Origin of the sequence: Paraburkholderia sp. RL18-101-BIB-B (genome assembly GCF_046026985.1) — a bacterium.
Taxonomy (GTDB): domain Bacteria; phylum Pseudomonadota; class Gammaproteobacteria; order Burkholderiales; family Burkholderiaceae; genus Paraburkholderia.
Window position 1 is genome coordinate 88000 of the sequence record NZ_JARESV010000025.1, and the last position, 26061, is coordinate 114060.

23 protein-coding genes are annotated in these 26061 nt (G+C 63.6%); 8 read left to right on the forward strand and 15 right to left on the reverse strand.

The features are described 5' to 3' along the window. Positions 1-144: 144 nt before the first annotated feature. Positions 145-1995, reverse strand: a complete 1851-nt coding sequence (locus tag P0D73_RS28925; RefSeq protein WP_408312762.1) for an EAL domain-containing protein — start codon at positions 1993-1995, stop codon at positions 145-147. A 284-nt stretch (positions 1996-2279) separates the two neighbouring features. Beyond that, positions 2280-3308: a bile acid:sodium symporter family protein gene (locus P0D73_RS28930; RefSeq protein WP_408180445.1), complete on the reverse strand. Its 1029-nt coding sequence runs from the start codon at positions 3306-3308 to the stop codon at positions 2280-2282. A 564-nt stretch (positions 3309-3872) separates the two neighbouring features. Here P0D73_RS28930 and P0D73_RS28935 point away from each other — a divergent pair. Beyond that, positions 3873-4415: a hypothetical protein gene (locus P0D73_RS28935; RefSeq protein ID WP_408313008.1), complete on the forward strand. Its 543-nt coding sequence runs from the start codon at positions 3873-3875 to the stop codon at positions 4413-4415. A gap of 389 nt (positions 4416-4804) precedes the next feature. On the opposite strand, the gene P0D73_RS28940 is transcribed toward P0D73_RS28935, so the two are convergent. Beyond that, positions 4805-5143: a hypothetical protein gene (locus P0D73_RS28940; RefSeq protein ID WP_408433882.1), complete on the reverse strand. Its 339-nt coding sequence runs from the start codon at positions 5141-5143 to the stop codon at positions 4805-4807. Here P0D73_RS28940 and P0D73_RS28945 point away from each other — a divergent pair. The 3 genes from P0D73_RS28945 to P0D73_RS28955 all read left to right on the forward strand — a co-directional run bounded on the left by P0D73_RS28945 (position 5142) and on the right by P0D73_RS28955 (position 10861). Next, a complete protein-coding gene (locus P0D73_RS28945) occupies positions 5142-6227 on the forward strand; it encodes a porin (protein ID WP_408289693.1) in 1086 nt (361 codons plus the stop codon). The genes P0D73_RS28940 and P0D73_RS28945 overlap by 2 nt on opposite strands. A gap of 203 nt (positions 6228-6430) precedes the next feature. Continuing rightward, positions 6431-7369: a LysR family transcriptional regulator gene (locus P0D73_RS28950; protein ID WP_116143216.1), complete on the forward strand. Its 939-nt coding sequence runs from the start codon at positions 6431-6433 to the stop codon at positions 7367-7369. A gap of 81 nt (positions 7370-7450) precedes the next feature. Next, positions 7451-10861: a methylmalonyl-CoA mutase family protein gene (locus P0D73_RS28955; protein WP_408433885.1), complete on the forward strand. Its 3411-nt coding sequence runs from the start codon at positions 7451-7453 to the stop codon at positions 10859-10861. 105 nt (positions 10862-10966) lie between these two features. On the opposite strand, the gene P0D73_RS28960 is transcribed toward P0D73_RS28955, so the two are convergent. Continuing rightward, positions 10967-11926 (reverse strand): NAD(P)H-dependent flavin oxidoreductase, encoded by a 960-nt coding sequence (locus P0D73_RS28960; protein ID WP_132376282.1) that lies wholly within the window; start codon positions 11924-11926, stop codon positions 10967-10969. Between the two features lie 281 nt (positions 11927-12207). On the opposite strand from P0D73_RS28960, the gene P0D73_RS28965 reads away from it, so the two are divergent. Next, positions 12208-13098: an alpha/beta fold hydrolase gene (locus P0D73_RS28965; protein ID WP_408289686.1), complete on the forward strand. Its 891-nt coding sequence runs from the start codon at positions 12208-12210 to the stop codon at positions 13096-13098. A 53-nt stretch (positions 13099-13151) separates the two neighbouring features. Here P0D73_RS28965 and P0D73_RS28970 read toward each other — a convergent pair whose 3' ends face one another. Further along, positions 13152-13622, reverse strand: a complete 471-nt coding sequence (locus P0D73_RS28970) for an Lrp/AsnC family transcriptional regulator (protein WP_408289683.1) — start codon at positions 13620-13622, stop codon at positions 13152-13154. A gap of 113 nt (positions 13623-13735) precedes the next feature. Between P0D73_RS28970 and P0D73_RS28975 the strand changes: the two genes are divergently transcribed. Further along, entirely contained in the window at positions 13736-14635 is a 900-nt protein-coding gene (locus tag P0D73_RS28975; protein WP_408433888.1) for a DMT family transporter, read from the forward strand. Between the two features lie 317 nt (positions 14636-14952). On the opposite strand, the gene P0D73_RS28980 is transcribed toward P0D73_RS28975, so the two are convergent. The 6 genes from P0D73_RS28980 to P0D73_RS29005 are packed head-to-tail and all read right to left on the reverse strand — an operon-like array spanning position 14953 to position 19094. Next, positions 14953-15873: an MBL fold metallo-hydrolase gene (locus tag P0D73_RS28980; RefSeq protein WP_408433891.1), complete on the reverse strand. Its 921-nt coding sequence runs from the start codon at positions 15871-15873 to the stop codon at positions 14953-14955. After that, on the reverse strand, positions 15870-16355 hold the full coding sequence (locus P0D73_RS28985; RefSeq protein ID WP_132376277.1) for a MaoC family dehydratase: 486 nt from the start codon (positions 16353-16355) through the stop codon (positions 15870-15872). The genes P0D73_RS28980 and P0D73_RS28985 overlap by 4 nt, the downstream gene beginning before the upstream one ends. Then, on the reverse strand, positions 16352-16585 hold the full coding sequence (locus P0D73_RS28990) for a DUF1289 domain-containing protein (protein WP_408433894.1): 234 nt from the start codon (positions 16583-16585) through the stop codon (positions 16352-16354). Before P0D73_RS28990 ends, P0D73_RS28985 begins: the two co-directional genes overlap by 4 nt. A 4-nt stretch (positions 16586-16589) precedes the next feature. After that, complete coding sequence (locus tag P0D73_RS28995; protein ID WP_408433897.1) at positions 16590-17111, reverse strand: YbaK/EbsC family protein; 522 nt, start codon at positions 17109-17111, stop codon at positions 16590-16592. Positions 17112-17165: 54 nt separating this feature from the next. Beyond that, positions 17166-18092 carry a hydroxymethylglutaryl-CoA lyase gene (locus tag P0D73_RS29000; RefSeq protein ID WP_408180454.1) on the reverse strand — a complete coding sequence of 309 codons (927 nt, stop codon included), beginning with the start codon at positions 18090-18092 and terminating at the stop codon, positions 17166-17168. A gap of 60 nt (positions 18093-18152) precedes the next feature. Continuing rightward, entirely contained in the window at positions 18153-19094 is a 942-nt protein-coding gene (locus P0D73_RS29005; RefSeq protein WP_408433900.1) for a 2-hydroxyacid dehydrogenase, read from the reverse strand. A 350-nt stretch (positions 19095-19444) separates the two neighbouring features. Between P0D73_RS29005 and P0D73_RS29010 the strand changes: the two genes are divergently transcribed. Further along, positions 19445-20047, forward strand: coding sequence for an RBBP9/YdeN family alpha/beta hydrolase (locus P0D73_RS29010; protein WP_408180456.1), 603 nt, complete (start codon positions 19445-19447; stop codon positions 20045-20047). A 136-nt stretch (positions 20048-20183) separates the two neighbouring features. Next, positions 20184-21209: a sulfate ABC transporter substrate-binding protein gene (locus tag P0D73_RS29015; RefSeq protein ID WP_408180457.1), complete on the forward strand. Its 1026-nt coding sequence runs from the start codon at positions 20184-20186 to the stop codon at positions 21207-21209. 90 nt (positions 21210-21299) lie between these two features. Here the strand turns inward: P0D73_RS29015 and bioB are convergent, their stop codons facing one another. From bioB to bioA, 4 genes are read right to left on the reverse strand one after another with little or no spacing between them, the layout of a single operon-like run. Continuing rightward, a complete protein-coding gene (gene bioB, locus P0D73_RS29020) occupies positions 21300-22382 on the reverse strand; it encodes a biotin synthase BioB (RefSeq protein WP_408180458.1) in 1083 nt (360 codons plus the stop codon). Positions 22383-22416: 34 nt separating this feature from the next. After that, positions 22417-23148, reverse strand: a complete 732-nt coding sequence (gene bioD, locus P0D73_RS29025; RefSeq protein WP_408180459.1) for a dethiobiotin synthase — start codon at positions 23146-23148, stop codon at positions 22417-22419. After that, a complete protein-coding gene (gene bioF / locus P0D73_RS29030) occupies positions 23145-24329 on the reverse strand; it encodes an 8-amino-7-oxononanoate synthase (RefSeq protein ID WP_408433903.1) in 1185 nt (394 codons plus the stop codon). Before bioF ends, bioD begins: the two co-directional genes overlap by 4 nt. Continuing rightward, on the reverse strand, positions 24329-25690 hold the full coding sequence (gene bioA, locus P0D73_RS29035) for an adenosylmethionine--8-amino-7-oxononanoate transaminase (RefSeq protein ID WP_408433906.1): 1362 nt from the start codon (positions 25688-25690) through the stop codon (positions 24329-24331). The genes bioF and bioA overlap by 1 nt, the downstream gene beginning before the upstream one ends. Between the last annotated feature and the right edge of the window lie 371 nt (positions 25691-26061).

Below are 26061 nucleotides of genomic sequence, written 5' to 3' on the forward strand. Positions count from 1 at the left end.
TGTATAGTAAAACCGCGCTAAAACCGCCCGAAAAACACTTGCACGACACAGGGAAATACCCGTAGGCGTTGGAGTTGGCCCGGAATATGCTGTTTAGTAAAATTAGCTAAACAATGTCCGATGCTTAGTCTCGACGACGCGCGTTCACTCCAGCGAAACGTGAGCGGCTTCGGCCTGTCCGCGCAGCAAGGCCACGCTTTCGTCGGCGCCGATCAGCACGAAACCGCTTGTCTCATGCTTCGCGCGCCGCTTGGCCAGCGCCGCGACGGACGCAATTTCCTCGCTGCTATAGAGCGATGGGCCATCGGCGGGCTCGACGCGCACGCAGCCGATCGCCATCGTCACGAAACCGAAGAAGGTCGGATTGCCGCGCCGGTCCTCACCGTGGATGCCGCCGGCGAGGCGGTCGGTCGGCGCATAGAACCGCTGCGCGCCTTCGTTGAACACGTGGATCGCACGCAGCACGCGATCGCGCCAGTCGTCGCTCTGGAACAGAATCAGGAAGTCGTCGCCGCCCACGTGGCCGAGGAAGTCACGGGTTGGGTCGCACACGTCGGCGAGTACGACGGCGGCGAATTTCAGTACTTCGTCACCTTGCCAGTAGCCGTACTGGTCGTTGAACGGCTTGAAGTGGTTCAGGTCGACGTAGCACGCGTAGAAACCGGCGTCGTTGCCGAGCAGCCGGGCAATGTGCGAGCTGATCGGAATGTTGCCCGGCAGGAAGGTCAGCGGGTTCGCGTAGCGCGCGGCTTCGATGCGCACCTCGGTCACCGCGCGCACGAGCTTCTCGCCGGTGCCGAGGCCGACATACTTGCCGTTGTCGGTGATGACGAAGCCGTCGGCGAGATAACGCTGGTCGTCGCTCGCGAGGAGCTTGGCCATCTGCTCGACCGTCATCGATTTCTCGATGATGACTGGCGACGCATTGGCGAACAGCAGGCAAGGGCGCTTGCCGAACAGCTCGCGGTGATACGGCAGTGCGTAGCGGTCCATGAAGCTGCGGCGGTTGATCAGCGCGACCGGCTCGTCCTGCTCGACCACCGCGACCGCATGCAGGTCGGGCAGGCGGTTGAACAGTTCGAGCACGTCGTTGTTGGTCGCGTGGCGCGGCAGCGCGGGCGCGTGCACCAGCATCTTTTCTGACGCCATGCCGCCCGAAGGTGACGCACTGCTCACCGCGCGTGTTGTCTCCGGGAACACAGCGATGTGGCCGGCGCGCAGTGCGTCGCGGGCGTCGTCGGTCACCTGGCGAGCCGGCTGCGCGTGCGGACGGCCGAAGAAAAAACCCTGTCCGCAGCCGATCCCCATGTCGCGCACCACGATCAGATCGGCTTCGTTTTCGATGCCCTCTGCGACCAGCCGCGCGCCGCTTGCGCTGGCGAAGTGCTGCATCGCGCGCACGGCCTCGAACTTGAGCGGATCGCAGGCAATGTCGTGAATGAAAAAGCGGTCGATCTTCACGACGTCCGGTTGCAGCCGCACCCACAAGTTCATGCTGGCGTTCGCGGTGCCGTAGTCGTCGAGCGCGAATTGCGCGCCGGCCGTGCGCAGAGTCGAGATCACCGGCAGGAAACTGCCGACATCCAGAATCGTGCTTTGCTCGGTCAACTCGATCACGATCCGCTGCGGATCGACGCCGCGATGACGCAGCAGCGCGAGTGTGTCGTCGCGCGCCTCGGCCAACTGGCGCATCGCGTCCGCGCTGAAATTGAGGAACAGCTTGCCGTCGAAGTCGAGCTGCGCGAACGCTTCGATGCAAGTGCGCGCGGCGGCGCGTTCGAGCTCGATCGTGCAGCCCTCGGCGAGCGCTTGCGAAAACAGGGCGAACGGCGCTTCGAGCGACGTGCCGGCCGGGCCGCGGATCAGACCTTCGTAGCCGAGGATCGCACCGTCTTCGAAATCGATGATCGGCTGGAACACGGCGGACAGATCACGCCGGGCGATCAACTCCTCGATGCGCGGCGCGGCGGATCGGGAGGGCGAGCGAGGGTGCATGGCAGGTAGGCGTAGCGATCGACCTTCGGCTTATCGGCACGGGTTGCCTGGAGTTAAGTGAACTTTTAGTGAACCGTTGCACTGGGATGGTGCGCTCGCTTGTGTTCGATCGAGTCATTCTGAAGGCGGGATCCGCTTTGCCAGGAATTGGCCTATGCCATCCGGCCGAGGCGACAGCGGCGGCGTTTGCGCGTGAAATAACAAAAAAGCCGCGCGAGGCGGCTTTCTTCAAATGACGCTCAGGGAGGGCGCTTATGAATGTCCTGTTTGCATTGCGCGCGTATTCACCGGCGCGCGACGGCGGCGGCGGTCCGCTCGCGCGAGGCGGCGTGAGTCTCGCCACTGATGTCGCGCGCGCCCCAGCGCTGCGCGAGCGCGGCGCACACCATCAGCTGGATCTGGTGGAACAGCATCAGCGGCAAGACTACGGCGCCCACCGCATGCGAGGCGAAAATCACCTTGGCCATCGGCACGCCGGCGGCAAGGCTCTTCTTCGAACCGCAGAAGATGATGGTGATTTGATCCGCACGGCTAAAGCCGAGCCGCTTGCTGACGAACATCGTCACGGCCAGGGCCAGGGCGAGCAGCACGACGCACAGCAGCAGCAGGCCGCCGAGCGCGGAGAGCGGAATCTGGTGCCACAGCCCTTCATTGACGGCCTCGCTGAACGCGCCGTACACCACCAGCAGGATCGAGCCTTGGTCGACGAACTTGAGCACGCCGCGATTGCGCTCGATCCACTTGCCGATCAACGGCCGCAGCAACTGCCCGGCCACGAACGGCACCAGCAGTTGCAGCACGATGTTGCCCACCGTATGCCACGGCGAAGCGCCGCCGCCAGCCGCCTGATTGGTGACGACGAAGCTGACGAGCGCGGGCGTGATGAAGATGCCGAGCAGGCTCGAGGCGGACGCGCTGCACACCGCAGCCGGCACGTTGCCTTTGGCGATGGACGTAAACGCGATCGACGACTGAACCGTAGACGGCAGCGTGCAGAGGAAGAGGACCCCCGCATAGAGCGCCGGCGTGACAAGTGGCGAAAGGAGCGGTTTAAGCGCGAGGCCGAGCAGCGGAAAGAGCGCGAACGTGCTGAGAAGCACCACCAGATGCAGGCGCCAATGCGTCGCGCCCGCAATGATCGCTTCGCGTGAGAGCTTGGCGCCGTGCAGGAAAAACAGCAGGCCGACCGCCACGTTGGTCACCCAGTTGAATCCGGCAGCGGCCTGCCCATGAACCGGCAGCAAGCTGGCAAGGATCACGGTGCTGACGAGGCATAAGGTGAAGTTGTCGGGAAGCAGTTTCGGGCGAGCCATGTCGGAATCTCGATTCGGTAATGCGGAAAAGCGCGCGGGACGCGCGCCTGAAGGCGCCGTCCCAGCCTATGGGAAAGAGCTATTGTTGATGATTTTTGATTAAATATGCAAATTCATTTACCGAATCGATTAATGAGGGCTGCGCATCGAAAGACGCGTCCCGGAAAATTTGGACGGCGCGGCGACCCAAGTTTTCAGTATTGGCGACGTGATCTGTTTGGTCCATGCAGTTTTGACATTTGAGGTGAAAATGCGGCTGCGATTCGTCATACGCAAGAGCTCGTAAGTTGTCTCTCCAAGTCCTTGAAAGCAAGCGGTTTCAGGGTTTTCGCGCAAGGACTCTGTCGTAGAAAAACGTCGCAGTAACAAGGTGTTACATCCGCGTCCGAGGCCTAACACTTTTTGGCTCGACACCCTTTGCCGGCACCCATAAATTACGGTTCAAAGGCCATCGGGATGCCCCGCGCCGCGATATCGTCGCAGCGCTCGTGCCAGTCCCAAAACAAGTCCACCGCAGCTCGAACGGTGGTCTTCAGGCAAGTCTTCGGGCATGTGAGTCACTGGGTGGACGGGTTGTCGAGAACGAGGCACTGGGCGTTGGGCGCGGTCATCGCTGCGCTGTGCTCGTTCGCCTATGCGAAAGCGCCAGGCATGCCGCACGGCGGTGGTGGCGGCTATTCGCATGCCGGAGCGAATCACGCTGTGCGTGGCGAAATGCATAACGGTGACCGCTCCTACAGCGCAGCAGCAGCACCGGCCCGCAATACGATGGTCGATCGCAGCGCGCGCCCGGCGCGTGGCGGAGCGAATTTCGCAGGCGGAAGTTACGCCGACGGCTATGACGTCTACAAGCCGGGCATGCGACGTGTCACCGGACCGGCTGGATACGCCGGCGACGGCCGCGGCGGCATGCAGTACGCCGGCGCTATTACGCCGGTCAGTGCCGAGTCGCGCACGGTGCCTCGGCCACCGGCCAATGCGCCGGTTCGCGCCGGCTCGATTCGCGCCGACGTCGCCCGCTACAACGAGGAGCGCGGTTCGTCGCGCGGCATACAGCGTCAGTCCGATGATCCGCGTCAGCCGGAAGGCTCGCCTTACCGGAACTAGGCGTTCGTGCTTCGTGGACTATGCGTTGCGTTCGTTGCGTGAGCAACCAATGTTTGTCGTTTAGTCTGTGTCCAGACAGCGCACGTACACATCTACTTCTGTCTCCCTTCGCTGACTTCCCCGTGCCGCTTCGACATTGTTCGAGTGCCGGCCATTCGGGTATCTGACTCCGCCTTCACGCCTGCATCATCCCGAACCGGGTCCGCGGCATCTCTGCCATTTCGTCCTCCCAAATTCTCAACGCTCCGTTTCGCTCGATCGCTGCTCCTGCCTTTCAAACCGCTTGACAGCGGCCTTCCGCCATAACGTCGTCCCAAAGCCCGCTATCAATGTGACGTTTCGACGCCACACTTTTTTGAAAACACTCGGCAGCAGACCCTCTCCCATCGTCAAATTTGGTCGTTTCTGCGGCGGTGCGTCATCCGCGTGTCATTTAAGGCGTTATCAACCCGTCGGCCGCAATGTGAGTAACGCTTTGCGCGGTGCCGCAAAATTTGCGGCGGCACGGCGAGCGCGCTGTCGGCCAAGGGTTTATCAGGCCGATAAGCGACAAAACTAATCAGACCGATATACCCGCAATAACCCACGATATTTTTGTTTATAAAAATGGTCCGCAAAGATGGTCCCGCCCAGATTGGCTCGATGATCGAACGGACAACAACAATGATTCGCGCGAGCTCCCCCTTTCGCACAGCCACACCCTTTTTGACAAAGACAGGAGAACCCATGAAAACAAGCATCAGCAGTGCGCTGAAGACCACCCTCAAGGCAACCGCGTGTGCCGCTTTGCTGGCCAGTGCATCGTCTGCTTTTGCGCAATCGAGCGTGCAACTCTACGGTCAGGTCGACGAATGGGTCGGTGCGCAGAAATTCCCGGGCGGCAAGACTGCGGTGCAGGTCGCGGGCGGCGGCATGTCGACTTCGTACTGGGGCTTGAAAGGGGCGGAGGATCTGGGCAACGGCTACAGGGCGATCTTCGCGCTGGAAGGGTTCTTCCTGGCGCAAAACGGCCAGTACGGCCGCTTCACGGGCGACACGATGTTTTCGCGTAACGCGTACGTCGGTATCGAATCGCCCTACGGCACGGTGACGGCAGGCCGTCTGACGACGCCGCTGTTCGTGTCGACGATTCTGTTCAACCCGTTCGTCGACTCGTACCAGTTCTCGCCGATGGTCTGGCACACGTACCTCGGCCTCGGCACGTTCCCGACCTACTCGACGGATCAGGGTGTGACGGGCGACTCCGGTTGGAGCAACGCGGTGTCGTACTCGTCGCCGAACTTCAACGGCCTGTCGGCGACGGCCATGTACGCGCTCGGCAACACGACCGAGAACGGCGCGAAGAAGTGGAGCGGCCAGGTGCTGTACTTCCACGGCCCGTTCGCGGCCACGGCGGTGTATCAGTACGTGAACTTCAACAACGTGCCGAGCGACCTCGGCAGCTTCAGCACGTCGGGCGTGCCCGGCCTGAAGAGCCAGAGCGTCGCGCAACTCGGCGTGTCGTACGACCTGAAGTTCGTGAAGTTCTTCGGCCAGTACATGTACACGTACAACGACCAGCAGGTCACGAGTTGGCACGTGAACACGGCGCAAGGCGGCGCGACGGTGCCGTTCGGCCCGGGCTCGGTGATGGCGTCGTACGCCTACTCGCGCGACGGCGGCGGGTTCGACCAAACCCGTCAGACGGCTTCGGTCGGCTACGACTATCCGCTGTCCAAGCGCACGGACATCTACGCGGCCTACATGTACGACCACATCTCCAGCATGTCGAGCGGCAACACCTACGGCGTCGGCCTGCGCGCCAAGTTCTAAGCGTCCCGGCCGCGCCGCGCGACGCCTGCTCGCAGGCTTCGCGCACTGGTCGCATCAGCTTGATCTCCAAGCCCGCTTTCTTCGGAAGGCGGGTTTTTTTGCTTTTGCGCCGCTGTATTCATTCGTTGGGAAGCGTTTTGCCGACCAGTCTTTGATAAACACGGCAAAATGACGCCGATTGATTCCTGAAGCGAGCGATTGAGATGGATACCCTCGTCAGCATGAAAGTGTTCCGCCACGTGGTCGAAGTCGGCAGCTTTGTCGGCGCGGCCGAACGGATGGAGATGTCGGCGGCCATGGCGAGCAAGCACGTGATGCACCTCGAACAGCAACTCGGCGCGCGTCTGTTGAACCGCACCACGCGGCGGGTCGCGCCGACCGAGGCGGGCCGCGAGTACTACGAGCGTCTGAGCCAGGTGCTCACCGAACTCGAGGAGGCCGAGCAGGTGGTCGGCGCGGCGAGCGTCGTGCCGCAGGGACGCTTGCGGGTGTCGTCGCTGTCAGCGTTCGGCCTGAGCCACGTGATGGCCGCGGTGGCCGACTACGCCGCGCAGTATCCACAGGTCACCGTCGATATGACCTTGTCGGACCGCGTGGTCGAGTTGATCGACGAGGGTTTCGATGTCGCGATCCGCGCTTCACCGAGCGGGCTGAAGTCTTCTTCATTGATCGCGCGGCAGATCGCGACCGCGCACCTCGTGCTGTGCGCGTCGCCGGCGTATTTGAAGCGGCACGGCACGCCGAAGACCGTCGCCGATCTGGCGCGCCACAACTATCTGCAATACGCGGGCGTGTCGGCGCTCGAAATCGCGCCCGCGACCGGCGACGCCTCGCCACGCGTGCGTCTGACGGGCAATCTGATCGTCAATCATCTGGAAGCGCAGCGCGTGATCGTGCTGCAAGGCGCGGGCATCGCGATGCTCGGCACCGAGGTGATCGGCGACGATCTGGCCGCGGGGCGTCTCGTGCCGCTGCTGGTGGACGACGTGCCGCCGCGCGAACTGCCCATTCACGTGGTCTATGCGAGCCGCCGGCATCTGTCGGCCAAGGTGCGCTCGTTTGTCGACTTTCTCGCCGAGCGGTTCGCGAACGAGTCGCTGTGGCCGTCGCTCGAACAGATCAAGGCGTTGGCGGTGCGCTAGGCCGCCCACGCCACCGAGGCGTCTCGACCCGTTTCGCTATACTGGTTGGCAACACCCATACGCGAACGATCTGGGGGAGACATGACCGATCTGTCCACGCCGCAGCGCGCCGGCAGCCACAAGCTGCCCGCGGGCCGGCGCCTGCGCTTTGTCACGGCGGCCGCTTTGTTCGATGGCCACGATGCGTCGATCAACATCATGCGGCGCATTCTGCAGGCGAGCGGCGTCGAGGTGATCCACCTCGGCCACAACCGCTCCGTCGATGAAGTCGCCACCGCCGCGCTGCACGAGGACGCCGATGGCGTCGCCGTGTCCAGCTACCAGGGCGGCCATAACGAATACTTCCGCTATCTGGTCGACTTGCTGCGGACGCGTGGCGGCGAGCGCATCAAGGTGTTCGGTGGAGGCGGTGGGGTGATCGTCCCTGAGGAAATTGCAGAACTCGAGCGTTACGGCGTCGAGAAGATCTATTCGCCGCAGGACGGGCAGCGGCTTGGTCTGCAAGGCATGATCGACGATATGATCGCGCGCTGCGCCGAAGGCGCGCGCGTCAGCGCCGCCGATGTCGCCAACGCGCCCAGCATTGCCGACACGGCTAACGCGGCCGACCCAGCATCCCTCACCCTCCGCCGCCTCGCGCAACTCATCAGCGCGTTCGAAGCGGGTGCCATCGACGCGTCCGCCCGCGAAAAACTGTCCGCGCAGGCCAAAGCAACCACAACCCCCATCCTTGGCATCACCGGAACCGGCGGCGCCGGCAAATCCTCGCTCACCGACGAACTGATCCGGCGCTTTCGCCTCGACTACGGCGACGCTCTCACCATCGCCGTGCTCGCCATTGACCCATCGCGCCGCAAGTCCGGCGGCGCGCTGCTGGGCGACCGCATCCGCATGAACGCCATCGGCGACTGGGGCGGCGGCGCGCGCGTGTATATGCGTTCGATGGCGACGCGCGAGGCATCGAGCGAAATCTCCGACTCGCTGCCCGACGCGCTGATGCTGTGCAAGGCGGCGGGCTTCGATCTGATCGTCGTCGAAACATCCGGCATCGGCCAAGGCAATGCGGCGATCGTGCCGTTCGTCGACGAATCGCTGTATGTGATGACGCCGGAGTTCGGCGCAGCGAGCCAGTTGGAGAAGATCGACATGCTCGACTTCGCCGGCTTCGTCGCGATCAACAAGTTCGATCGCAAGGGCGCGCCGGACGCGTTGCGCGACGTCGCCAAGCAGGTGCAGCGCAATCGCGGCGACTTCGCGAAGTCGCCGGAAGCGATGCCGGTGTTCGGCACGATCGCCTCGCGCTTTAACGACGACGGCGTGACCGCGCTCTACCGGCACGTCGCCGAGGCGCTGCGCAAGCACGGCTTGCGCGCTGGCGGCGACCGGCTGGCCGCGCCCGAAGGTCTGCGCTTTTCGAGCGACCGCAACGCCATCGTGCCGCCGGCGCGAGTGCGCTATCTGGCGGATATCGCGCAGACAGTTCACGCTTATCGCGAGCGAGCCGACGCGCAAGCGCGCGTGGCGCGTGAGCGCTGGCAACTTGTCGAGGCGCGTCGGATGCTGGCTGAAGCGGGTGCGGCTGCGAGGGCGGTTGCGAACCCCGACGCCGTCGCAAACACGTCGGCGAACTCAATTGCAGGTTCAGCGGCAAACACAGAAGGCGCTGGCGCCAATCCGTCGCTTCAGCAACTCGACGCTCTCATCACCCAACGCACCACCTCTCTCGGCGAACGCGAGCGCGTCCTGCTGGACGCCTGGCCGCAAACCGTCGCTGCTTACTCAGGCGACGAACACATCGTCCGAATCCGCGACCGCGAGGTCCACACCGCGCTCACCGTCACGACGCTGTCGGGCTCCAAGGTCCGCAAAGTCTCCCTGCCGAAGTTCGTCGACCACGGCGAGATTCTGCGCTGGCTGATGCTCGACAATCTGCCCGGCTACTTTCCCTTCACCGCGGGCGTGTTCCCATTCCGCCGCGAAAACGAAGACCCGACGCGGATGTTCGCCGGCGAAGGCGATCCGCAGCGCACCAACCGCCGCTTCAAGCTGCTCTCAGAAGGCATGCCGGCCAAACGTCTGTCGACCGCCTTCGACTCGGTCACGCTCTACGGTGAAGAACCGGACGAGCGCCCCGACATCTACGGCAAGGTGGGCAATTCGGGCGTCTCGGTAGCGACGCTCGACGACATGAAGACGCTTTACGACGGCTTCGACCTCTGCGCGCCGGAAACCTCGGTCTCGATGACGATCAACGGACCCGCGCCGACCATCCTCGCGATGTTCTTTAACGTCGCGATCGATCAGCAGATTGCGCGCATGACGCAGCAGCAAGGTCGCCCGCTCACGGACGACGAACTCGCCGCGACGCGCCGCACGGCGCTGGAAAACGTGCGCGGCACCGTGCAGGCCGACATCCTCAAGGAAGACCAAGGCCAGAACACGTGCATCTTCTCGACCGAATTTAGCCTGAAAGTGATGGGCGATATTCAGGCGTACTTCGTCGAGCACGGCGTGCGCAATTTCTATTCGGTGTCGATCTCCGGCTATCACATTGCCGAAGCCGGCGCGAACCCGATCTCGCAACTTGCCTACACGCTCGCGAACGGCTTCACCTATGTCGAGGCCTATCTGGCCCGCGGCATGTCGATCGACGACTTCGCACCGAATCTGTCGTTCTTCTTTTCGAACGGCATGGACCCGGAGTACACGGTGCTGGGCCGAGTCGCGCGACGCGTCTGGGCCGTTGCCATGCGCGAGCGCTACGGCGCGAACGAACGCAGCCAGAAGCTCAAGTATCACGTGCAGACTTCGGGCCGCAGCCTGCACGCGCAGGAGATCGACTTCAACGATATCCGCACCACGTTGCAGGCGTTGATTGCGATCTACGACAACTGCAACTCGCTGCACACGAACGCCTTCGACGAAGCGATCACCACGCCCACCGAGGATTCGGTGCGCCGCGCGGTGGCGATCCAGTTGATCATCAACCGTGAATGGGGGCTTGCGAAGAATCAGAATCCGAACCAGGGCAGCTTCGTGATCGAGGAACTGACCGATTTGGTGGAAGCGGCGGTGCTCGCCGAATTCGACCGGCTGACCGAGCGCGGCGGCGTGCTCGGCGCGATGGAAACCGGCTATCAGCGCGGGCGCATCCAGGACGAGTCGATGCTGTACGAGCATCGCAAGCATGACGGCTCGTATCCGATCGTCGGCGTGAATACGTTTTTGAGCGCGCATCCGCACGAGGCGCCGCAGCCGATCGCGCTGGCCCGTTCCACCGACGATGAAAAGCAAGGTCAGTTGCAACGTCTGCGCGCTTTTCAGGCGCAGCATCTCGACGCAGCGCCCGCCGCGCTCGAACGCCTGAAGCGCGCGGTGATCGACGATGAAAACGTGTTCGCGGCGCTGATGGACGTCGTGCGTGTCTGCTCGCTCGGGCAGATCACGCACGCGTTGTTTGAAGTGGGCGGGCAGTACCGCCGCAATATGTAAGCCCTGCTGCGCGGCGATCGCTGCTGCGGCCTGGCGTGAAGCCAAGCCGCAGCATACGAAACCGCTTAACGCCGGCACCTCACCCGAGGCGCTCCAACATGATGCTCAGCGCGCGATGCCCAGCCGCGCCTTCGCATCGTCATATTCCTTCGTCAAACGCCGCACCAGCTCGCTCACGCTCGGCACGTCGTCCATCAGGCCGACGCCCTGGCCTGCGCCCCAGATGTCTTTCCACGCCTTCGCCTTGTCGCTGCCGAAGTTCATCTTGGTCTTGTCCGATTCCGGCAGCGCGTCCGGGTCCAGCCCCGCGTTCAGGATACTTTCGCGAATGTAGTTGCCATGCACGCCGGTGAACAGGTTCGTGTAGATGATGTCCGACGCCGTGGAGTTGACGATCGCCTGCTTGTAGCTGTCGACAGCGTGAGCTTCCTTGGTCGCGATGAAGCGCGTGCCCATATAGGCGAGGTCCGCGCCCATGGCCTGCGCCGCGAGAATTGAGCCGCCGTTGGCGATCGAGCCCGACAGTACGATCGGGCCGTCGAACATGCGCCGCACTTCGCCGACCAGCGCGAAGGGCGAGGTCGTGCCGGCATGGCCGCCGGCGCCGGACGCCACCAGGATCAGGCCGTCGACGCCTGCTTCCAGCGCCTTTTGCGCATGGCGCAGATTGATCACGTCATGCAGCACGATGCCGCCGTAGCTATGCACCGCATCTACGATTTCCCGCGCCGGCGCCCGCAGGCTCGTGATGAAAATCGGCACCTTGTGTTCGACGCACACGCGCACGTCGTGTTCGAGCCGCGTATTCGACTGATGGACGATCTGGTTGACGGCGATCGGCCCGATGACCGCCTCGGGGTTGGCCGCCTTGTGCTCGGCGAGCTGCGCCTGAATCTGCGTGAGCCATTCATCGAGCAGTTCGGCCGGGCGGGCATTCAGCGCGGGGAACGAGCCGACGATCCCAGCCTTACATTGAGCCAACACGAGCTCTGGGTAACTGACGATGAACATCGGCGAAGCGACGACGGGCAGCGCAAGTTTTTGCAGGACGGCGGGCAATGCCATAGTGCGAGTCTCCTGATTTAAGCGAGCCGGTGCGTCGTTGCGCGCCGGCGATGACTGAGTTTAGCGGCACATGGCTTGCGGCGCTTTTGCCAGCCGCAGCCATCCGAAAATTTAAGAACGATCGTTCGATTATAGGCGAAGCGCGGCGTACGCGTTCGGTTGGGTCGTTTGGAACAGTTGGAAGGAGTGTTCAGGTTCTATGTTTGCGTGGGCTATCCCACCTCGCGTGGACACATTGGGCTTTTACAATGCAGGGACTCCAAAATCACGAGAGAGACGTCATGGCCTTCGAGGATTTCACGCCCTTTCGCGTCGCCGTGGGCGATGTCGATATTTTCGGAGTGAAGGGCGGGGCGGGGCCGCCTCTTCTGTTGCTGCACGGTCATCCGCAGTCGCATCTGATCTGGCAAGAGTGCGCCGCGCAACTGGCGCAGCATTTCACGGTGATCGCCACTGACTTGCGCGGCTACGGCGCATCGGGCAAGCCGCCGAGCGACGCCGCGCACACGCCGTATTCCAAGCGCGTGATGGCGGCCGATCAGGTCGCCGTGATGCGCCATTTCGGCTTCGAACGTTTTCTCGTGTGCGCGCACGATCGCGGCGCGCGCGTCGCGCATCGCATGGCGCTCGATCATGCCGATGCCGTCGAGCGTCTGATGCTGCTCGACATCGCGCCGACGCTCGCCATGTACGAGGCCACCGACCGCACCTTTGCGACGCACTACTTCCACTGGTTCTTCCTGATCCAGCCCGAGCCGCTGCCCGAAACGCTGATCGGCGCGAATCCGGCGGCATATGTCGACGCGGTGATGGGCAGCCGTCACGCGGGCCTGGCGCCGTTCGAGCCCGCCGCGCTCGACGCCTATCGCTCGGCCCTCGCGCAACCGGGCGCGGTGCACGCGATGTGCGAGGACTACCGCGCGTCGGCGAGCATCGACCTGGAACACGATCGTGCCGACATCGAGCGCGGTCACAAGATCGGCTGTCCGCTGCGCGTGCTGTGGGGCGACAAGGGCGTGATCGAGAAGTGCTTCGACGCGCTGGCGGAATGGCGTCACGTGGCGCGTGACGTGAGTGGCCGCGCGCTGTCTTGCGGCCACTACATACCTGAAGAAGCGTCGGACGAACTGGTCGCCGAAATGCTGTCTTTCTTTGAAGCGGTCGAACAGTAGGCCTTTCCGTCCGTTCCGGTTTGCTCATACGCGAAGCCGCGCCCGCGCGTAGCTCAACCGAGCGGCGGCAAGCGGCGCGCGACCGGCGTCGACTTGACGATCGCGGTGCTGGTTTCCGCGCGCTCGGTGACTTTCGACAGAATTGCGTCGAGCTGTTCGATCGAATGGAGATACAGGCGGCAGATGAAGCAATCGTCGCCCGTCACCTTGTCGCATTCGACGAACTCCGGAATCCGCCGGATCACCTCTTCCACCAGATGCAACTGACCGGGCAACGGCTTCACGCGCACGATGGCCTGCAGCGTGTAGCCGAGCGCGCGCGGATCGATCTGCACCGTGAAGCGCTCGATCACGCCTTGCGCTTCGAGCCTGCGCACGCGCTCCGCCGTGCTCGGCGCCGACAGGCCGACCTGACGCGCCAGTTCGCTGACCGGCTGACGCGCGTCTTCCGCGAGCGCGGCGAGGAGCGCCCGGTCCGTATCGTCGAGCAGGGCGGGTGTTGGAGGAGTAAGGCGTTTGGTCATGACGGCCTTCGATTATTAGACTGCATCGCGTGAATACTTAAGTTTAGCCATGTATTCGGACGATCGGATTAATTACACTGCTCGTCATGCAGGGATCAATCGAGGATCGAATCATGGCGTCAAATGAAATCCGCCGCGGAGCCGCGGAAATGACCATGGCGATGCTGATGTCCGGCACCATCGGCTGGCTGGTGGTGTCGTCGCAGCAAACCCCGTTCAATGTGGTGTTCTTCCGCTGCATTTTCGGCGGAGCGACGCTCGCGCTCGTGTGCGCCGTGCTGGGGCTGTTCCGGCGCCGGCTCTTCTCGTGGAAGATGCTCGGCCTCGCGTTGCTCGGCGGCGCGGCGATCGTCATCAACTGGGTGTTGCTGTTCGCCGCGTATTCGCGCGCGTCGATCTCGATGGCGACGGCCGTCTACAACACACAGCCGTTCATGCTGGTGGCGCTGGGCGCGTTGGTGTTCCGCGAGCGCATCGGCGCGTCGACGGTGGCCTGGCTGGTGGTCGCGTTCATCGGTCTCGTGTTCGTCGTGAAGGTCGAGCCGGCGGTGTTGGCGGTGCCGGGGCAATATCTGGTCGGCGTCGCGTACGCGGTGGGCGCGGCGGCGATGTATGCGGTGTCGTCGATCATTACGAAGCGGCTCAAGGGCACGCCGCCGCATCTGATCGCGTTGATCCAGGTGTCGCTCGGCGTGCTGATGCTCGCGCCGTTCGTGCGCTTCGACGCGTTGCCCACAACCGGCGTGCAATGGCTCGAACTGATCGTGCTCGGCATCGTCAATACCGGCCTCATGTACGTGCTGCTGTACGGCGCGATCCAGAAGCTGCCGACTTCGATGACGGGCGCGCTCTCGTTCATCTATCCGGTGGTGGCGATCATCGTCGACCGGGTTGCGTTCGGACAAACGCTCGCGTGGATTCAGGTGCTCGGCGCAGTGCTGATTCTGGTGGCCGCGGCCGGCGTCAATCTCGGCTGGCGGATCGTGCCGCAAAAGCGCCTGTCGTCGACCTGACGGGCGTCGCGCCGTTGCGATCAATCACAATGCTACGGATTCCAGAGTAACCGGATGCGCAGATTGTTCATATCCGCGGACTAATGATTCGAAAGATACGCGACTGCGGGGCCTCGTCACGTGACGTGTATGCAGCTTTAAAAGCAGGCGTCAAACTTCTGTAGGGAAATCACCGATGCGGTCAAAAAACAGGCACGCGTATCATGCGTCTTGACGCTGATCACGTCCGACAGAATTTCCGCCGCTCGCCTGTAATGGTCGAGCGGCTTTCTTTTTGTAGCGACGGTATCTAGCGTGCCTGTGTCAGCGGCGGCGCGTCAGGCCGCACGCGCGACGATGCGCGCTCCATCCACTTCCAGCGGTCCATTCTTCCCCGCCAGCTCTTCGACGATCCCTCGCACCAGCGCGGGCCACTCGCCGCGCGGCTTGAGCATCGACGCGGCGGCGCGCATCACACTGGCGTCGTCGAGCATTTGCAGTAACGTGTCGAAGCCCATTGCACGGACTTCGAGCAGCTTGAACACGATCAGCACCTTCAGCGCATTCTTTGCATTGCGTGCCGGATCGGCGCGCAGCCACGCAACACGCGAAAACGCGCGTTCAAGCGCCTGTTCGACATTCGTGAAGGGTGAGCCATGGCCGGGGATCACGAGGCGCACGTCGAGCCTCGCAATGGCTTCCAGCACGGCTTGCTCCTCGGCGAAACCGCTTTCGCCTTCCAGCTCGGGAAAGATCACGCCGAAACCGTTTTCCCAGAGCGCGTCCGCGCTGATCAGGATGCGTTCGCTCGCGCAGTACAGCATCAGCGAATGCGGATCGTGGCCGGGTGCGCCGAGCACGTCCCAGTTGAGCGCGCCGAGCCGCAACTGCGCGCCGGGCGCGATCGTCCCGGTGAAGGTGAAGCGCTCGCAGGTCTGGCCGGTGGCGCGAAACGTCAGGCGCGCTTCGTCCCAATCCTGCACGGCGCCGGCTTCCGAGGCCGGAATGACGGTGCGGCACGGCCACGTCGCCTGCAAAAGCGCGTTGCCGCCGCAGTGATCCGAATGCAGATGCGTGTTGACGATCAGATCGAGCGGCCGCGCGCCGAGTGCTTGCCGCACCAAGGCGAGCGTTTGCGGCGCGTGCGTGGCATAGCCGGTATCGACGAGCGCGGCGCAGGCGTCGTCCACCAGCAGCACGTTGTTCGACGAGAGCCAGCCGCGCTCGAAAACCCGAATCGATTCCGGCAGCGCGATCATGGCGAGTTGGGCGCTGCGTTAGCCTCAGCGTCCGCATTCGCGGACGCTTCGGGTTTCGGCATCACGAGAATCGTCGACGAACCGACCAGCATGGTCTCGCCACGCTGATTCACGACCGAGCCTTCGAGATGCGTCAGATCGCCGTTCAGGCTCGGCTTCCAGTAAGCATGCTTCACGCGCCAGGTGATCGTGAGCGTGTCGTTCGCATGGACGGCTTTCTTCAGCTTGATATCGAACTCCAGACCGAGCGGTTGCGCGTACGTCGAATAATGCGTCGCGAGCAGCGCCATGAAATGCGCGGTCGGTTGCGTGCCGGACGCGATCAGGCCGCCGAAGCGGCTTTGCGCGGCATACGCTTCATCGTGATGCAGCGGGTTGTAGTCGTTGACGAGCGCAGCGAACGATTTCACCGACTCCGCCGATAGCGCCAACGTCGAACTGAACGTTTCGCCAACCGTGACGATGCGTGGTGCGGCGTTCATCGCCGCACCTTCGGCTGGCTCGCGACGAACTCCGCGTGGCGCGCCTCGATCGCGTCCCAGACCGCGCGCTTCGCGTCGTCGTCGAACAACGACCAGCCGGCAATTTCGTCGATGGTGCGCAGGCATCCTTCGCACCAGCCGGTCGACGCGTCCATCCTGCATACGTTGATGCATGGCGACGGCACGGCGTGGTGGTCTTCGTTATCGGGACCTGCTGTCATCATCGTCATCGCGTCACGCCGTCTCGCGCAGCGCCACGTCGATCACCGGCGCGCCCGTCAGCGCCATCAGTTCCTGCGCCGTCAGATTGAACACCGCATGCGGATGACCCGCGGCAGCCCACAGACTGTCTAGTTCGAGCAGATCCGCGTCGATCAGCGTGACCGGCTCGGTCGCATGACCGATCGGGCAAACGCCGCCGATCGCATAGCCGGTTTTTTCGCGGACGAACTTCGCGTCCGCCCGGCCGATGTCGCCGACCTGCGCGGCGACCTTCTTTTCGTCGACGCGATTCGCGCCGCTCGCGATCACCAATACCGGCACGTCGTCTTCACGGCGGCGAAACAGGATCGACTTGGCGATCTGCGCGACCGAGCAGCCGAGGCCTGCCGCGGCTTCGGCGGAGGTCTTGCCGGTTTCCGGCAGCATCACGATCCGGCCCGCGTGACCGCGTTCGCGCAACAGCAGCGCGACTCGGCGTGCCGAGTCGGGCAGCGCGGTGAGATCGTCGGATTCGAGAGAAGCGTGGTCCGTCATCGTTTCAGGTCCTGATTGATTGCATGAGTGTTCAGCCAACGCGTTGAGCCAACGTCAGACGCAGTTGGCCGCTTCGCTGCGCGCTTTGGCGAGCAGCGCTTTACCGGCGCGCGAGACATTGGGCTTACCGATCGACGTCGAGATGAAATCGCCGATCGCCACGACTTGCGCGAGGTCGATGCCGGTCTCGATGCCGAGGCCGTTCATCAGATACAGCACGTCTTCGGTCGCAACGTTGCCGGTGGCGCCCTTCGCATACGGACAGCCGCCGAGGCCCGCCACCGACGCGTGATAAATCTCGATGCCTTCCTGCAACGCCGCGTAGATGTTGGCGAGCGCCTGACCATAAGTGTCGTGGAAGTGGCCGGATAGACGCTCGCGCGGAAATACCTGGGTGACGGCCTCGAACACTTCACGTGTGCGCTTCGGCGTGCCGACGCCGATCGTGTCGGCGATATCGATCTCGTCGCAGCCGAGCGCCGCGAAACGCTGGACCACATCCACTACCGACGCGACCGGCACTTCGCCCTGATACGGACAGCCCAACGCGCACGACACGCTGCCGCGAATCCGCAGGCCGTGTTCCTTCGCCGCCTGCGCGACAGGCGCGAACCGGTCGATGCTTTCCGCGATGCTGCAGTTGATGTTCTTCTGCGAAAACGCTTCGCTGGCCGCGCCGAAGATCACGATCTCGTCGGCACGCGCGGCGAGCGCACCCTCGAAACCGCGCAGGTTCGGTGTCAGCACCGAGTAGATCGTGCCGGGACGCCGTTCGATGCCGGCCATCACGTCGGCGCCGTCGGCCATCTGCGGCACCCATTTCGGCGACACGAACGAAGCGGCCTCGACGTTGCGGAAGCCCGCGGCCGACAAACGGTTGATCAACTCGATCTTGGTCGCGGTAGGGACGAACTCTTTTTCGTTCTGCAGTCCGTCACGCGGACCGACTTCGACGATTTTCACTTGCTGGGGTAGGGCCATGATGTGTCTCCTATGTCGACGCCGCGCGTGGCGGCGCTCCTTCAATGGGATTCGATGGGTTCAGTATCCACGTTCGATATTCACCACGCCGCTGACCGTGTCGCCGCGCACGAGCGCGGTGATCTTCCGCGCGACCTGGGCGACGCTTTCTTCGCGCAACGTCAGCGCGGACACGTGCGGCGTGATCGTGATGCGCGGCTCTTGCCAGAACAGATGATCCGGTGGCAATGGTTCCTCGCGGAACACGTCGAGCGTGGCGGCGGTGAGTTGCCCGCTCGCGAGCGCGTCGAGCAAATCCTGTTCGACCAGATGGCCGCCGCGCGCCACGTTGATCAGATACGCGCCGTGCGCGAGCTTCGCGAAGGTGCGCGCGTTCAGCACATCGCTCGTCTCCGGAGTATGCGGCAGCAGATTGACCAGCACTTTCACGCCGTCGAGAAACGCGTCGAATTGGGCTTCGCCGGCGAACGTCGTGATGCCGTCGATCTGCCGCGGGCTGCGGCTGTAGCCGCGCACCGGCATACCGAACGCCGCGAGCGCTTGTGCGACATGCGTGCCGAGCACGCCGAGTCCCAGCACGCCGACCGTGAAGGCGTCGCGCGAATGCGGTTCGAGCACTTCCCAACGGCGCTCGTTCTGCAGCGTCTGATACTCGTCGAAACGGCGCAGGTAGCGCAGCACCGCGTGCGTCACATACTCGGCCATTTGCAGCGCCATGCCGGTGTCTTCGAGACGGATCAACTGCGCGTTGCACGGCAACGTGCCGGGCTGTTCGTGTTCGAGCGCGAGGATCGCGTCGACGCCCGCGCCGAGATTGAAGATCGCGCGCAGATCGTCGCGGCCGGCCAGCATCTCACGCGGGGGACGCCACACGACCGCGAAGTCGGCCGGCGCGCTGTCGCCAGGCTGCCATTCACGCAGATCGGCGTCCGGCAGGGCGCGGGCGAAGTCGTGCAGCCACACTGCGGCGTCGGCATGCGGCATGTAGAAGAGGATTTTCATACGGTGCGGAAGGCGCCTGCGAGTTCGGGTCGAGTGACGAAGAAGCCACGGCATGACCGGCGCGACGGCTGCGGCGTTGCGGACGACGCTTGCGGCATGAGGCCTCCTCCTTTTATGGATAGGCTTCATTCTACTTTTTCAACGCGAATCGCGCGCGTTTGCGTACGGGCGTGCGGTTCGGTGGTGAGTTTTCCGCCGCGCGGCCCATAGGTGGCGGCGCCTTTGCCTGCGCATTTATCCTCGCATTTTGCTCGCTCATTTGCCCGATAACCAAAGCACAAAAACTTGGTTCGTCCGCGCGGCGCCCGGCGGGACAATCATTACCCGGATTCCCGCAGCGAGGCACACACATGCTTTCATGCACCAAATCGACATGGCCGCCGCGGCTCGTCACCGTTCCCGGTTTGCACGGCAGCGAGGGCGCGCACTGGCAGAGCTGGCTGGAGCGGCAGTTCGCGCGCTCGCTGCGCGTCGAGCAAGCCGACTGGGACGCGCCGGACCTCGCGCTGTGGTCGAAATCGCTGCGCGATCTGCTGGCGCGCGAACGCGGGCCATTCGTGCTGGCCGCGCATAGCTTCGGTTGCCTCGCGACTGCGCATGCGTTGCAGCAGGCCTCATATGCGAACGACGTGGTCGGCGTGCTGTTCGTCGCGCCCGCGAGTCCGCAGAAATTCGCCTTCGCGGGACCGTTCGACGCGCGGCGTCTCGGCGTGCCCTCGATTATGATCGGCAGCGAAACCGATCCGTGGATGCCGCTCGCCGGTTCGCGCGATCTCGCGCAGCGTTTCGGCAGCGCGTTCGTCAATCTCGGCGACGCGGGGCATATCAACACCGCGGCCGGTTTCGGTCCGTGGCCGCGCGCCAAGTATTTCGTCGATACGCTGGTGCACTGCGCGGCGCCGCTGCGTTTTCGCGAGGAGCCGTTCGAGGCCGCACAGCACGCGTTCGTGTGAGTGATTGGGCCGCGGCGTTCGCGCATCGAGTCACGCGCGAACGGACGGCTGGCCAAGTAAGCGATCCGTTAGAATCCCGCTTCACGCTGCACGTTCGTGCGGCCACTGGTTTTCATCATCGATAGGCGGGGACAAGATGGCAGGCAAGACGGGGACATCGCGCTGGCTGGCAGCCGGCATGACGGCAATCACGCTCGCGCTGGCGGGCATGTCGACGGCGCACGCGGATACATCGCTGCTCAACGTGTCGTACGACGTGACGCGCGAGCTGTACAAGGACATCAACGCCGGCTTCATCGCGGCGTATAAGCAGAAGAGCGGCGAGAACGTGTCGATCCGCCAGTCGCACGGCGCGTCGAGCGCGCAGGCGCTGTCGGTGCTGCAAGGCCTGCAGGCCGACGTGGTGACGATGAACCAACCGAACGACATCGACCTGCTCGCCGAGAAAGGCCAACTGGTGCCGGCCAACTGGCGCGCGCGTCTGCCGGACGACAGCGCGCCGTACACCACGACGATGGTGTTCCTGGTACGCAAGGGCAATCCGAAGCACATCAAGGACTGGGACGATCTCGCCAAGCCGGGCGTGCAGGTGATCATCGCGAATCCGAAGACATCGGGCAACGGACGCTACTCGTATCTCGCCGCATGGGGTTATCGCAAGCAGCATGGCGGCACCGACGCGCAGGCGCTCGATTTCGAAAAAGAGATCTTCAAGAATGTGCCGGTGCTCGACACGGGCGGCCGCGGCGCGACGACCACGTTCACGCAACGCGGCATCGGCGACGTGCTGGTGACTTTCGAAAACGAAGTGGCGCTGATGGACACGGGCGTGGGCGGGGGCAATTTCGAGGCGGTGTATCCGTCGGTGAGCTTGCTGGCGGCGCCGCCGGTGTCGATCGTCGACAAGGTGGTCGACAAGCGCGGAACGCGCAAGGAAGCGCAGGCGTATCTCGACTATCTGTGGTCGCCGGCCGCGCAGGACATCATCGCGCAGCATCATCTGCGTCCGCGTGACAAGACCGTGCTCGCGAAGCATGCGGCGGAGTTCAAGCCGATCAAGACGTTCACGGTGGAAGAGATGTTCGGTAGCTGGCAGAAAGCGCAGCAAACGCATTTCTCCGATGGCGGGACGTTTGATCAGATTATCGTCGACAAGAAGTAAAGCTTTAGTCGTGTAGTAAGTAAAAAGGCTGCCTCAAAAACGAGGCAGCCTTTTTTATTGCGCGTGCTTTATCTCACGCGATACAAACGCTCAGTTCGGCGCAGCGTGTTTATCGCAGCCATGCTCGCAGCCGCTTTGATCGAGTGGCATCTGTTGCGCGGCCTCGGCGCGAATGCCAAGACGTTCGAGCAGCTTGCGGTCCGCTTCTGCTTGCGGGTTGCTGGTGGTCAGCAACTGATCGCCGTAAAAAATCGAATTCGCGCCAGCGAGGAAGCACAATGCCTGCAGCGCTTCGTCCATCTGCTCGCGTCCGGCCGACAAACGCACCATCGCGCGCGGCATGGTGATGCGCGCAACCGCGATCGTGCGCACGAATTCAAACGGGTCGATCGCTTCGGTGCCGGTCAGCGGCGTGCCTTCCACCTGCACCAGATTATTGATAGGCACCGATTCCGGATACGGCTCCATGTTCGCCAGTTGCGCGATCAGGCCGGCGCGCTCACGGCGCGATTCACCCAGGCCGACAATCCCGCCGCAGCACACGTTGATGCCTGCATCGCGCACGCGTTCGAGCGTGTCGAGGCGATCCTGATACGTGCGCGTCGAAATGATCTGCCCGTAGAATTCCGGCGACGTATCGAGGTTGTGGTTGTAGTAGTCGAGGCCCGCTTCGCGCAGTCCTTGCGCCTGATGCGTTTCGAGCATGCCGAGCGTCACGCAGGTTTCCAGACCCATGGCCTTTACGCCGCGAATCATGTCCTTGATCGGTTCGAGGTGACGGTCTTTCGGATTGCGCCACGCGGCGCCCATGCAGAAGCGCGTCGCGCCGTTTTCCTTGGCGACTTTCGCGGCGGCGAGCACTTCGTCGACCGGCATCAGCTTATCGGCTTGCAGGCCCGTGTCGTGATGCACCGACTGCGGACAGTACGCGCAATCTTCTTCGCAGCCGCCGGTCTTGATCGACAGCAGCGTCGACAGTTGCACGGTGTTCGCATCGAAATGCTCGCGATGGGTTTGCTGTGCCTTGAACATCAGATCGTTGAACGGCAGTTCGTACAACGCGACGATGTCGGCGACGCGCCAGCGCGCGACCTGCTTGGTTGCCGCGGCGTTGGCATTGTTGTTTGCCACTGCCGTGTCGGCAGCCGTGGGAGCGATGTTCAGTTGTGTCATGTCGTCAATCCTCATGGATGGATGTGTGAGTTTTTCAGCGCTGCGTGTGCCGCAGCGTCTGCAAAAGCCGGTTGATGTCGAGTTGCGCCGCTGCGAGTTCGGACGAAGCCGGACTCAGATGCGGCACGATGCCGAGCAGCGGCGCGTCGTATTCGCGGGCGAGATGCTCGCGGATCGACGCGATGTTTTCATCAGGGAACGTCATGTCCGGATCGATGCGGTTCGCGACCCAGCCGGCGAGCGTGAGCCCGCGCGCGGCGATTGCTTCGGCGGTGAGCAACGCATGGCTGATGCAGCCGAGCCGCATGCCGACCACCAGCACGACCGGCAGCTTCAAGGCAACGGCTAGATCGGCGGTGTCCTGAGTGGCCGTCAACGGCACACGAAAGCCGCCGACGCCTTCCACCACGACGATCTCCGCGCGCTTGAGAGCTTGCGCATGACAGTCGACGATATGGTCGAGATCGAATGTCACGTTTTCCAGCGCGGCCGCGATATGCGGCGCGGCCGGTTCCTTCAGCAGATAGGGCGTGCGCATTTCGGGCGGCAGCAGGACGTTCGACGCGGCATCGAGTTGATCCGCGTCTTCGTTGTGCAGCACGCCGTTCAGTTCGAATGCGCCGGCGGCGATCGGCTTCATCGCGGCGGCTTGCAGGCCTTCGCGGACGAAGCCGCGCAACAACGCCGACGAGACGAACGTCTTGCCGATTTCCGTATCGGTGCCAGTGACGAATAAGGACAGTGCGTTTTGACTCGAGCCACTCATGCCGCTTTCGCTCCGAGTTGCTGCAAGCCTGCTTCGAGCCGGTCGAGGTCCGCTTGCGAGTGCGCGGCCGATAGCGAAATACGCAAACGCGACGTGCCGGTGGGCACGGTCGGCGGACGGATCGCCGGCACCCACAGACCCGCGCGATCGAGCGTGGCCGCGATGTCGAGCGTGGCTTCGTTCGCGCCGATGATGAGCGGTTGCACGGCCGTATGCGAGTCGACCGGCAGCCACGGCGTCGCCTTCAGCATGGCGCGCGTGCGTTCGATCAATTGCTGAAGATGCGCGCGCCGCGCGTCGCCTTCCTCGCCACCGATGATGCGCAGGCTCGCCGACACCGCGTGCGCCGCGGCCGGCACCGATGCCGTGGTGAAGATGTACGGGCGCGCGCGCTGCACGAGCCACTCGATCACCGTCTCATGTGCCGCGACGAACGCACCGGAGACGCCGGCCGCCTTGCCGAGCGTGCCGATCGAAATGAGGTTCGGCGAGCGCAGCGCGGCTTGCGCGATCGCGCCGCGGCCTTGCGGGCCGAGCACGCCGAAACCGTGCGCGTCGTCGACGATCAGCCACGCGCCGTGTTGCTCCGCGAGTTCGAGCAGGCGCGGCAGTGGCGCGATATCGCCGTCCATGCTGAAGACGGTATCGGAGACGATCACCTTGACGTCGGCGTCCGAGGCTTCGAGCATCGCGCTCAGCGCTTCTGTATCGCAGTGCGGGTAGATCTGCACGTCGGCGCGTGACAGACGCGCGCCGTCGATCAGCGACGCGTGATTCAGCGCATCGGAGAAGAGCGTCGTGCCGCGGCCCGCGAGCGCGGTGAGGGTGGCGAGATTCGCCATGTAGCCGGTGCTGAAGTAGAGCGCGCGCGCGTTGTCGACGAAGCCGCCCGCGAATTCCGCGAGATCGTCTTCGAGTTGCGCATGCGCGCGCGAGTGGCCGCCGAGCAGATGCGAGCCGCCGCTACCCGCGCCATAACGTTGCGCGCCTTCCGCGATCGCCGCGATGAGCTGCGGATGCGCGGCGAGGCCCAGATAGTCGTTACTGGCGAAGCCGATGATTTCGCGGCCGTCCACTGTCATGTGCGCCGCGCACGGTGTGTCGGCGGTGCGGCGGCGACGGCGCAGGCCGCGCGCGTCGATTTCCTTCAGGCCTTCGGTGAGCGTGTCGAGCAGGTGCATCAGCGGGTCTCCGCGAGCGTGGCTTCGAAGGTTTCGCGCGTGCGCGAGGCGAGCAGCGCGAGTTCTTCGTCGTCGAGGATATAAGGAGGCATCAGATACACCGTGGTCGAAATCGGGCGCAGAAGCAGTTCGCGCTGCAACGCGTTTTCGAAGAAGCGGCGCGAGAATGTTTTGGCTTGCTGAGCATCGTCGATCACGGCGTCGAACGCCAAGATCGTGCCGCACTGACGCAAATTGCGGACTTGCTTGTGCTCGGCGAGCGGCGCGAGCGCGGCCTTCAGCTTCGCGGATTTTTGCGCGTTGACGGCGAGCACGTTGTCGCTCGCGAACAGATCGAGCGTGGCGAGCGCCGCACGGCAGGCGAGCGGATTGCCGGTGTACGAATGCGAGTGCAGGAAACCGCGCGCGGTGTCGTCGTGATAGAAGGCTTCGAAAATTTCATCACGGGACAGCACGATCGAGAGCGGCAGATAGCCGCCGCTGATGCCTTTCGACAGACAGAGAGAGTCCGGCCAGATGCCGGCCTGTTCGCATGCGAAGAAGGTGCCGGTGCGTCCGCAGCCGACGGCGATTTCATCGGCGATCAGATGCACGCCGTATTGATCGCACAAGGCGCGCAATCCCGCGATATACGACGCGTCGTGCATGGCCATGCCGGCCGCGCACTGCACCAGCGGCTCGACGATCAGCGCGGCGATTTTCGTGGCGCGTGCGTCGAACAGCGAGCGAACGTGATCGAGCGCACGGCGTGCGACATCGGCGGCGGTTTCGTCGGCTTGCGCGAGGCGCGCGTCGGGTGATGCCACGACGTGCGCGTGGCGGATCAACGGATCGTAGGCGTCCTTGAAGAGCGCGACATCGGTGACGCCGAGCGCGCCGATGGTTTCGCCGTGATAGCTGTTGGCGACGCACACGAATTCCTGCTTATCGGCGAAACCGCGATTGCGCCACGAGTGGAAGCTCATCTTCAGGGCGATTTCGACGGCGGACGCGCCATCCGACGCGAAGAATGCGTGGCCCAGCGTGTTGTTCGTGAGCGCGCTGAGCCGCTCCGCGAGTTCGATGGCCGGTTCGTGCGTGCAGCCGGCGAGCATGGCGTGTTCGAGCGTGTCGAGTTGGTCTTTCAGTGCCGCGTTGATGCGCGGATTGGCGTGACCGAACAGGTTGACCCACCAGGAGCTGATGGCATCCAGATAACGATGACCGGCGCGATCGTAGAGCCACGCGCCTTGACCGCGCGCGACGGGCACCAGCGGCAGGCGTTCGTGGTGCTTCATCTGCGTGCAGGGGTGCCAGACGGCTCGGAGGCTGCGGGCGATCCAATCTTCGGGGGCTGGCGATGGTGGTGCTGGGTTTTCCAAAGGGTACTCCACGGGGTGCTTTTTTGCCGCTGCGCGGCGTGGCTTTTTTAGGGCCTTTTCGAGCCTCATGCGCACTTTTTTCTGCGCTGGGCGCGGCCCTTGGCGGGCTTGCGGGGTCGAGATTAGCGGTTTATTTCGTGCTCTGCACTAGGGGTGAGAGCGCGGTTTTTGCCCGCGGGGCTGGGGTTTGGCGATGTTCGGAGCAGGTGGTTTCTGTTTCTGCGTGAAGGTGAATGATCGGCGGAGTTGACGACGGCAAAGTAGTTGCAAGTTACTGGCGGGGATTTGGGGTTTGTGCCTGCTCGGCGGGTGTTTTTTTGTCTGTGTTCTCTGAGGTGTTGGCCTTTCCTTGAATTCACGGTGGTCTATTG

Bases quoted from the DNA above. Each gene is read 5' to 3' on its own strand.
- P0D73_RS28965 (WP_408289686.1), top strand. From the start codon at position 12,208: ATGGCCTTCGAGGATTTCACGCCCTTTCGCGTCGCCGTGGGCGATGTC.
- P0D73_RS28975 (WP_408433888.1), top strand. From the start codon at position 13,736: ATGGCGTCAAATGAAATCCGCCGCGGAGCCGCGGAAATGACCATGGCG.
- P0D73_RS28955 (WP_408433885.1), top strand. From the start codon at position 7,451: ATGACCGATCTGTCCACGCCGCAGCGCGCCGGCAGCCACAAGCTGCCC.
- P0D73_RS29010 (WP_408180456.1), top strand. From the start codon at position 19,445: ATGCTTTCATGCACCAAATCGACATGGCCGCCGCGGCTCGTCACCGTT.
- bioD (WP_408180459.1), bottom strand. From the start codon at position 23,148: ATGAGTGGCTCGAGTCAAAACGCACTGTCCTTATTCGTCACTGGCACC.
- P0D73_RS28960 (WP_132376282.1), bottom strand. From the start codon at position 11,926: ATGGCATTGCCCGCCGTCCTGCAAAAACTTGCGCTGCCCGTCGTCGCT.
- P0D73_RS29000 (WP_408180454.1), bottom strand. From the start codon at position 18,092: ATGGCCCTACCCCAGCAAGTGAAAATCGTCGAAGTCGGTCCGCGTGAC.
- P0D73_RS28925 (WP_408312762.1), bottom strand. From the start codon at position 1,995: ATGCACCCTCGCTCGCCCTCCCGATCCGCCGCGCCGCGCATCGAGGAG.
- P0D73_RS28970 (WP_408289683.1), bottom strand. From the start codon at position 13,622: ATGACCAAACGCCTTACTCCTCCAACACCCGCCCTGCTCGACGATACG.
- P0D73_RS28995 (WP_408433897.1), bottom strand. From the start codon at position 17,111: ATGACGGACCACGCTTCTCTCGAATCCGACGATCTCACCGCGCTGCCC.
- P0D73_RS28940 (WP_408433882.1), bottom strand. From the start codon at position 5,143: ATGGGTTCTCCTGTCTTTGTCAAAAAGGGTGTGGCTGTGCGAAAGGGG.
- P0D73_RS29015 (WP_408180457.1), top strand. From the start codon at position 20,184: ATGGCAGGCAAGACGGGGACATCGCGCTGGCTGGCAGCCGGCATGACG.
- P0D73_RS28945 (WP_408289693.1), top strand. From the start codon at position 5,142: ATGAAAACAAGCATCAGCAGTGCGCTGAAGACCACCCTCAAGGCAACC.
- bioF (WP_408433903.1), bottom strand. From the start codon at position 24,329: ATGCACCTGCTCGACACGCTCACCGAAGGCCTGAAGGAAATCGACGCG.
- P0D73_RS28950 (WP_116143216.1), top strand. From the start codon at position 6,431: ATGGATACCCTCGTCAGCATGAAAGTGTTCCGCCACGTGGTCGAAGTC.
- bioB (WP_408180458.1), bottom strand. From the start codon at position 22,382: ATGACACAACTGAACATCGCTCCCACGGCTGCCGACACGGCAGTGGCA.
- P0D73_RS28930 (WP_408180445.1), bottom strand. From the start codon at position 3,308: ATGGCTCGCCCGAAACTGCTTCCCGACAACTTCACCTTATGCCTCGTC.
- P0D73_RS29005 (WP_408433900.1), bottom strand. From the start codon at position 19,094: ATGAAAATCCTCTTCTACATGCCGCATGCCGACGCCGCAGTGTGGCTG.
- P0D73_RS28980 (WP_408433891.1), bottom strand. From the start codon at position 15,873: ATGATCGCGCTGCCGGAATCGATTCGGGTTTTCGAGCGCGGCTGGCTC.
- P0D73_RS28985 (WP_132376277.1), bottom strand. From the start codon at position 16,355: ATGAACGCCGCACCACGCATCGTCACGGTTGGCGAAACGTTCAGTTCG.
- P0D73_RS28990 (WP_408433894.1), bottom strand. From the start codon at position 16,585: ATGACGATGATGACAGCAGGTCCCGATAACGAAGACCACCACGCCGTG.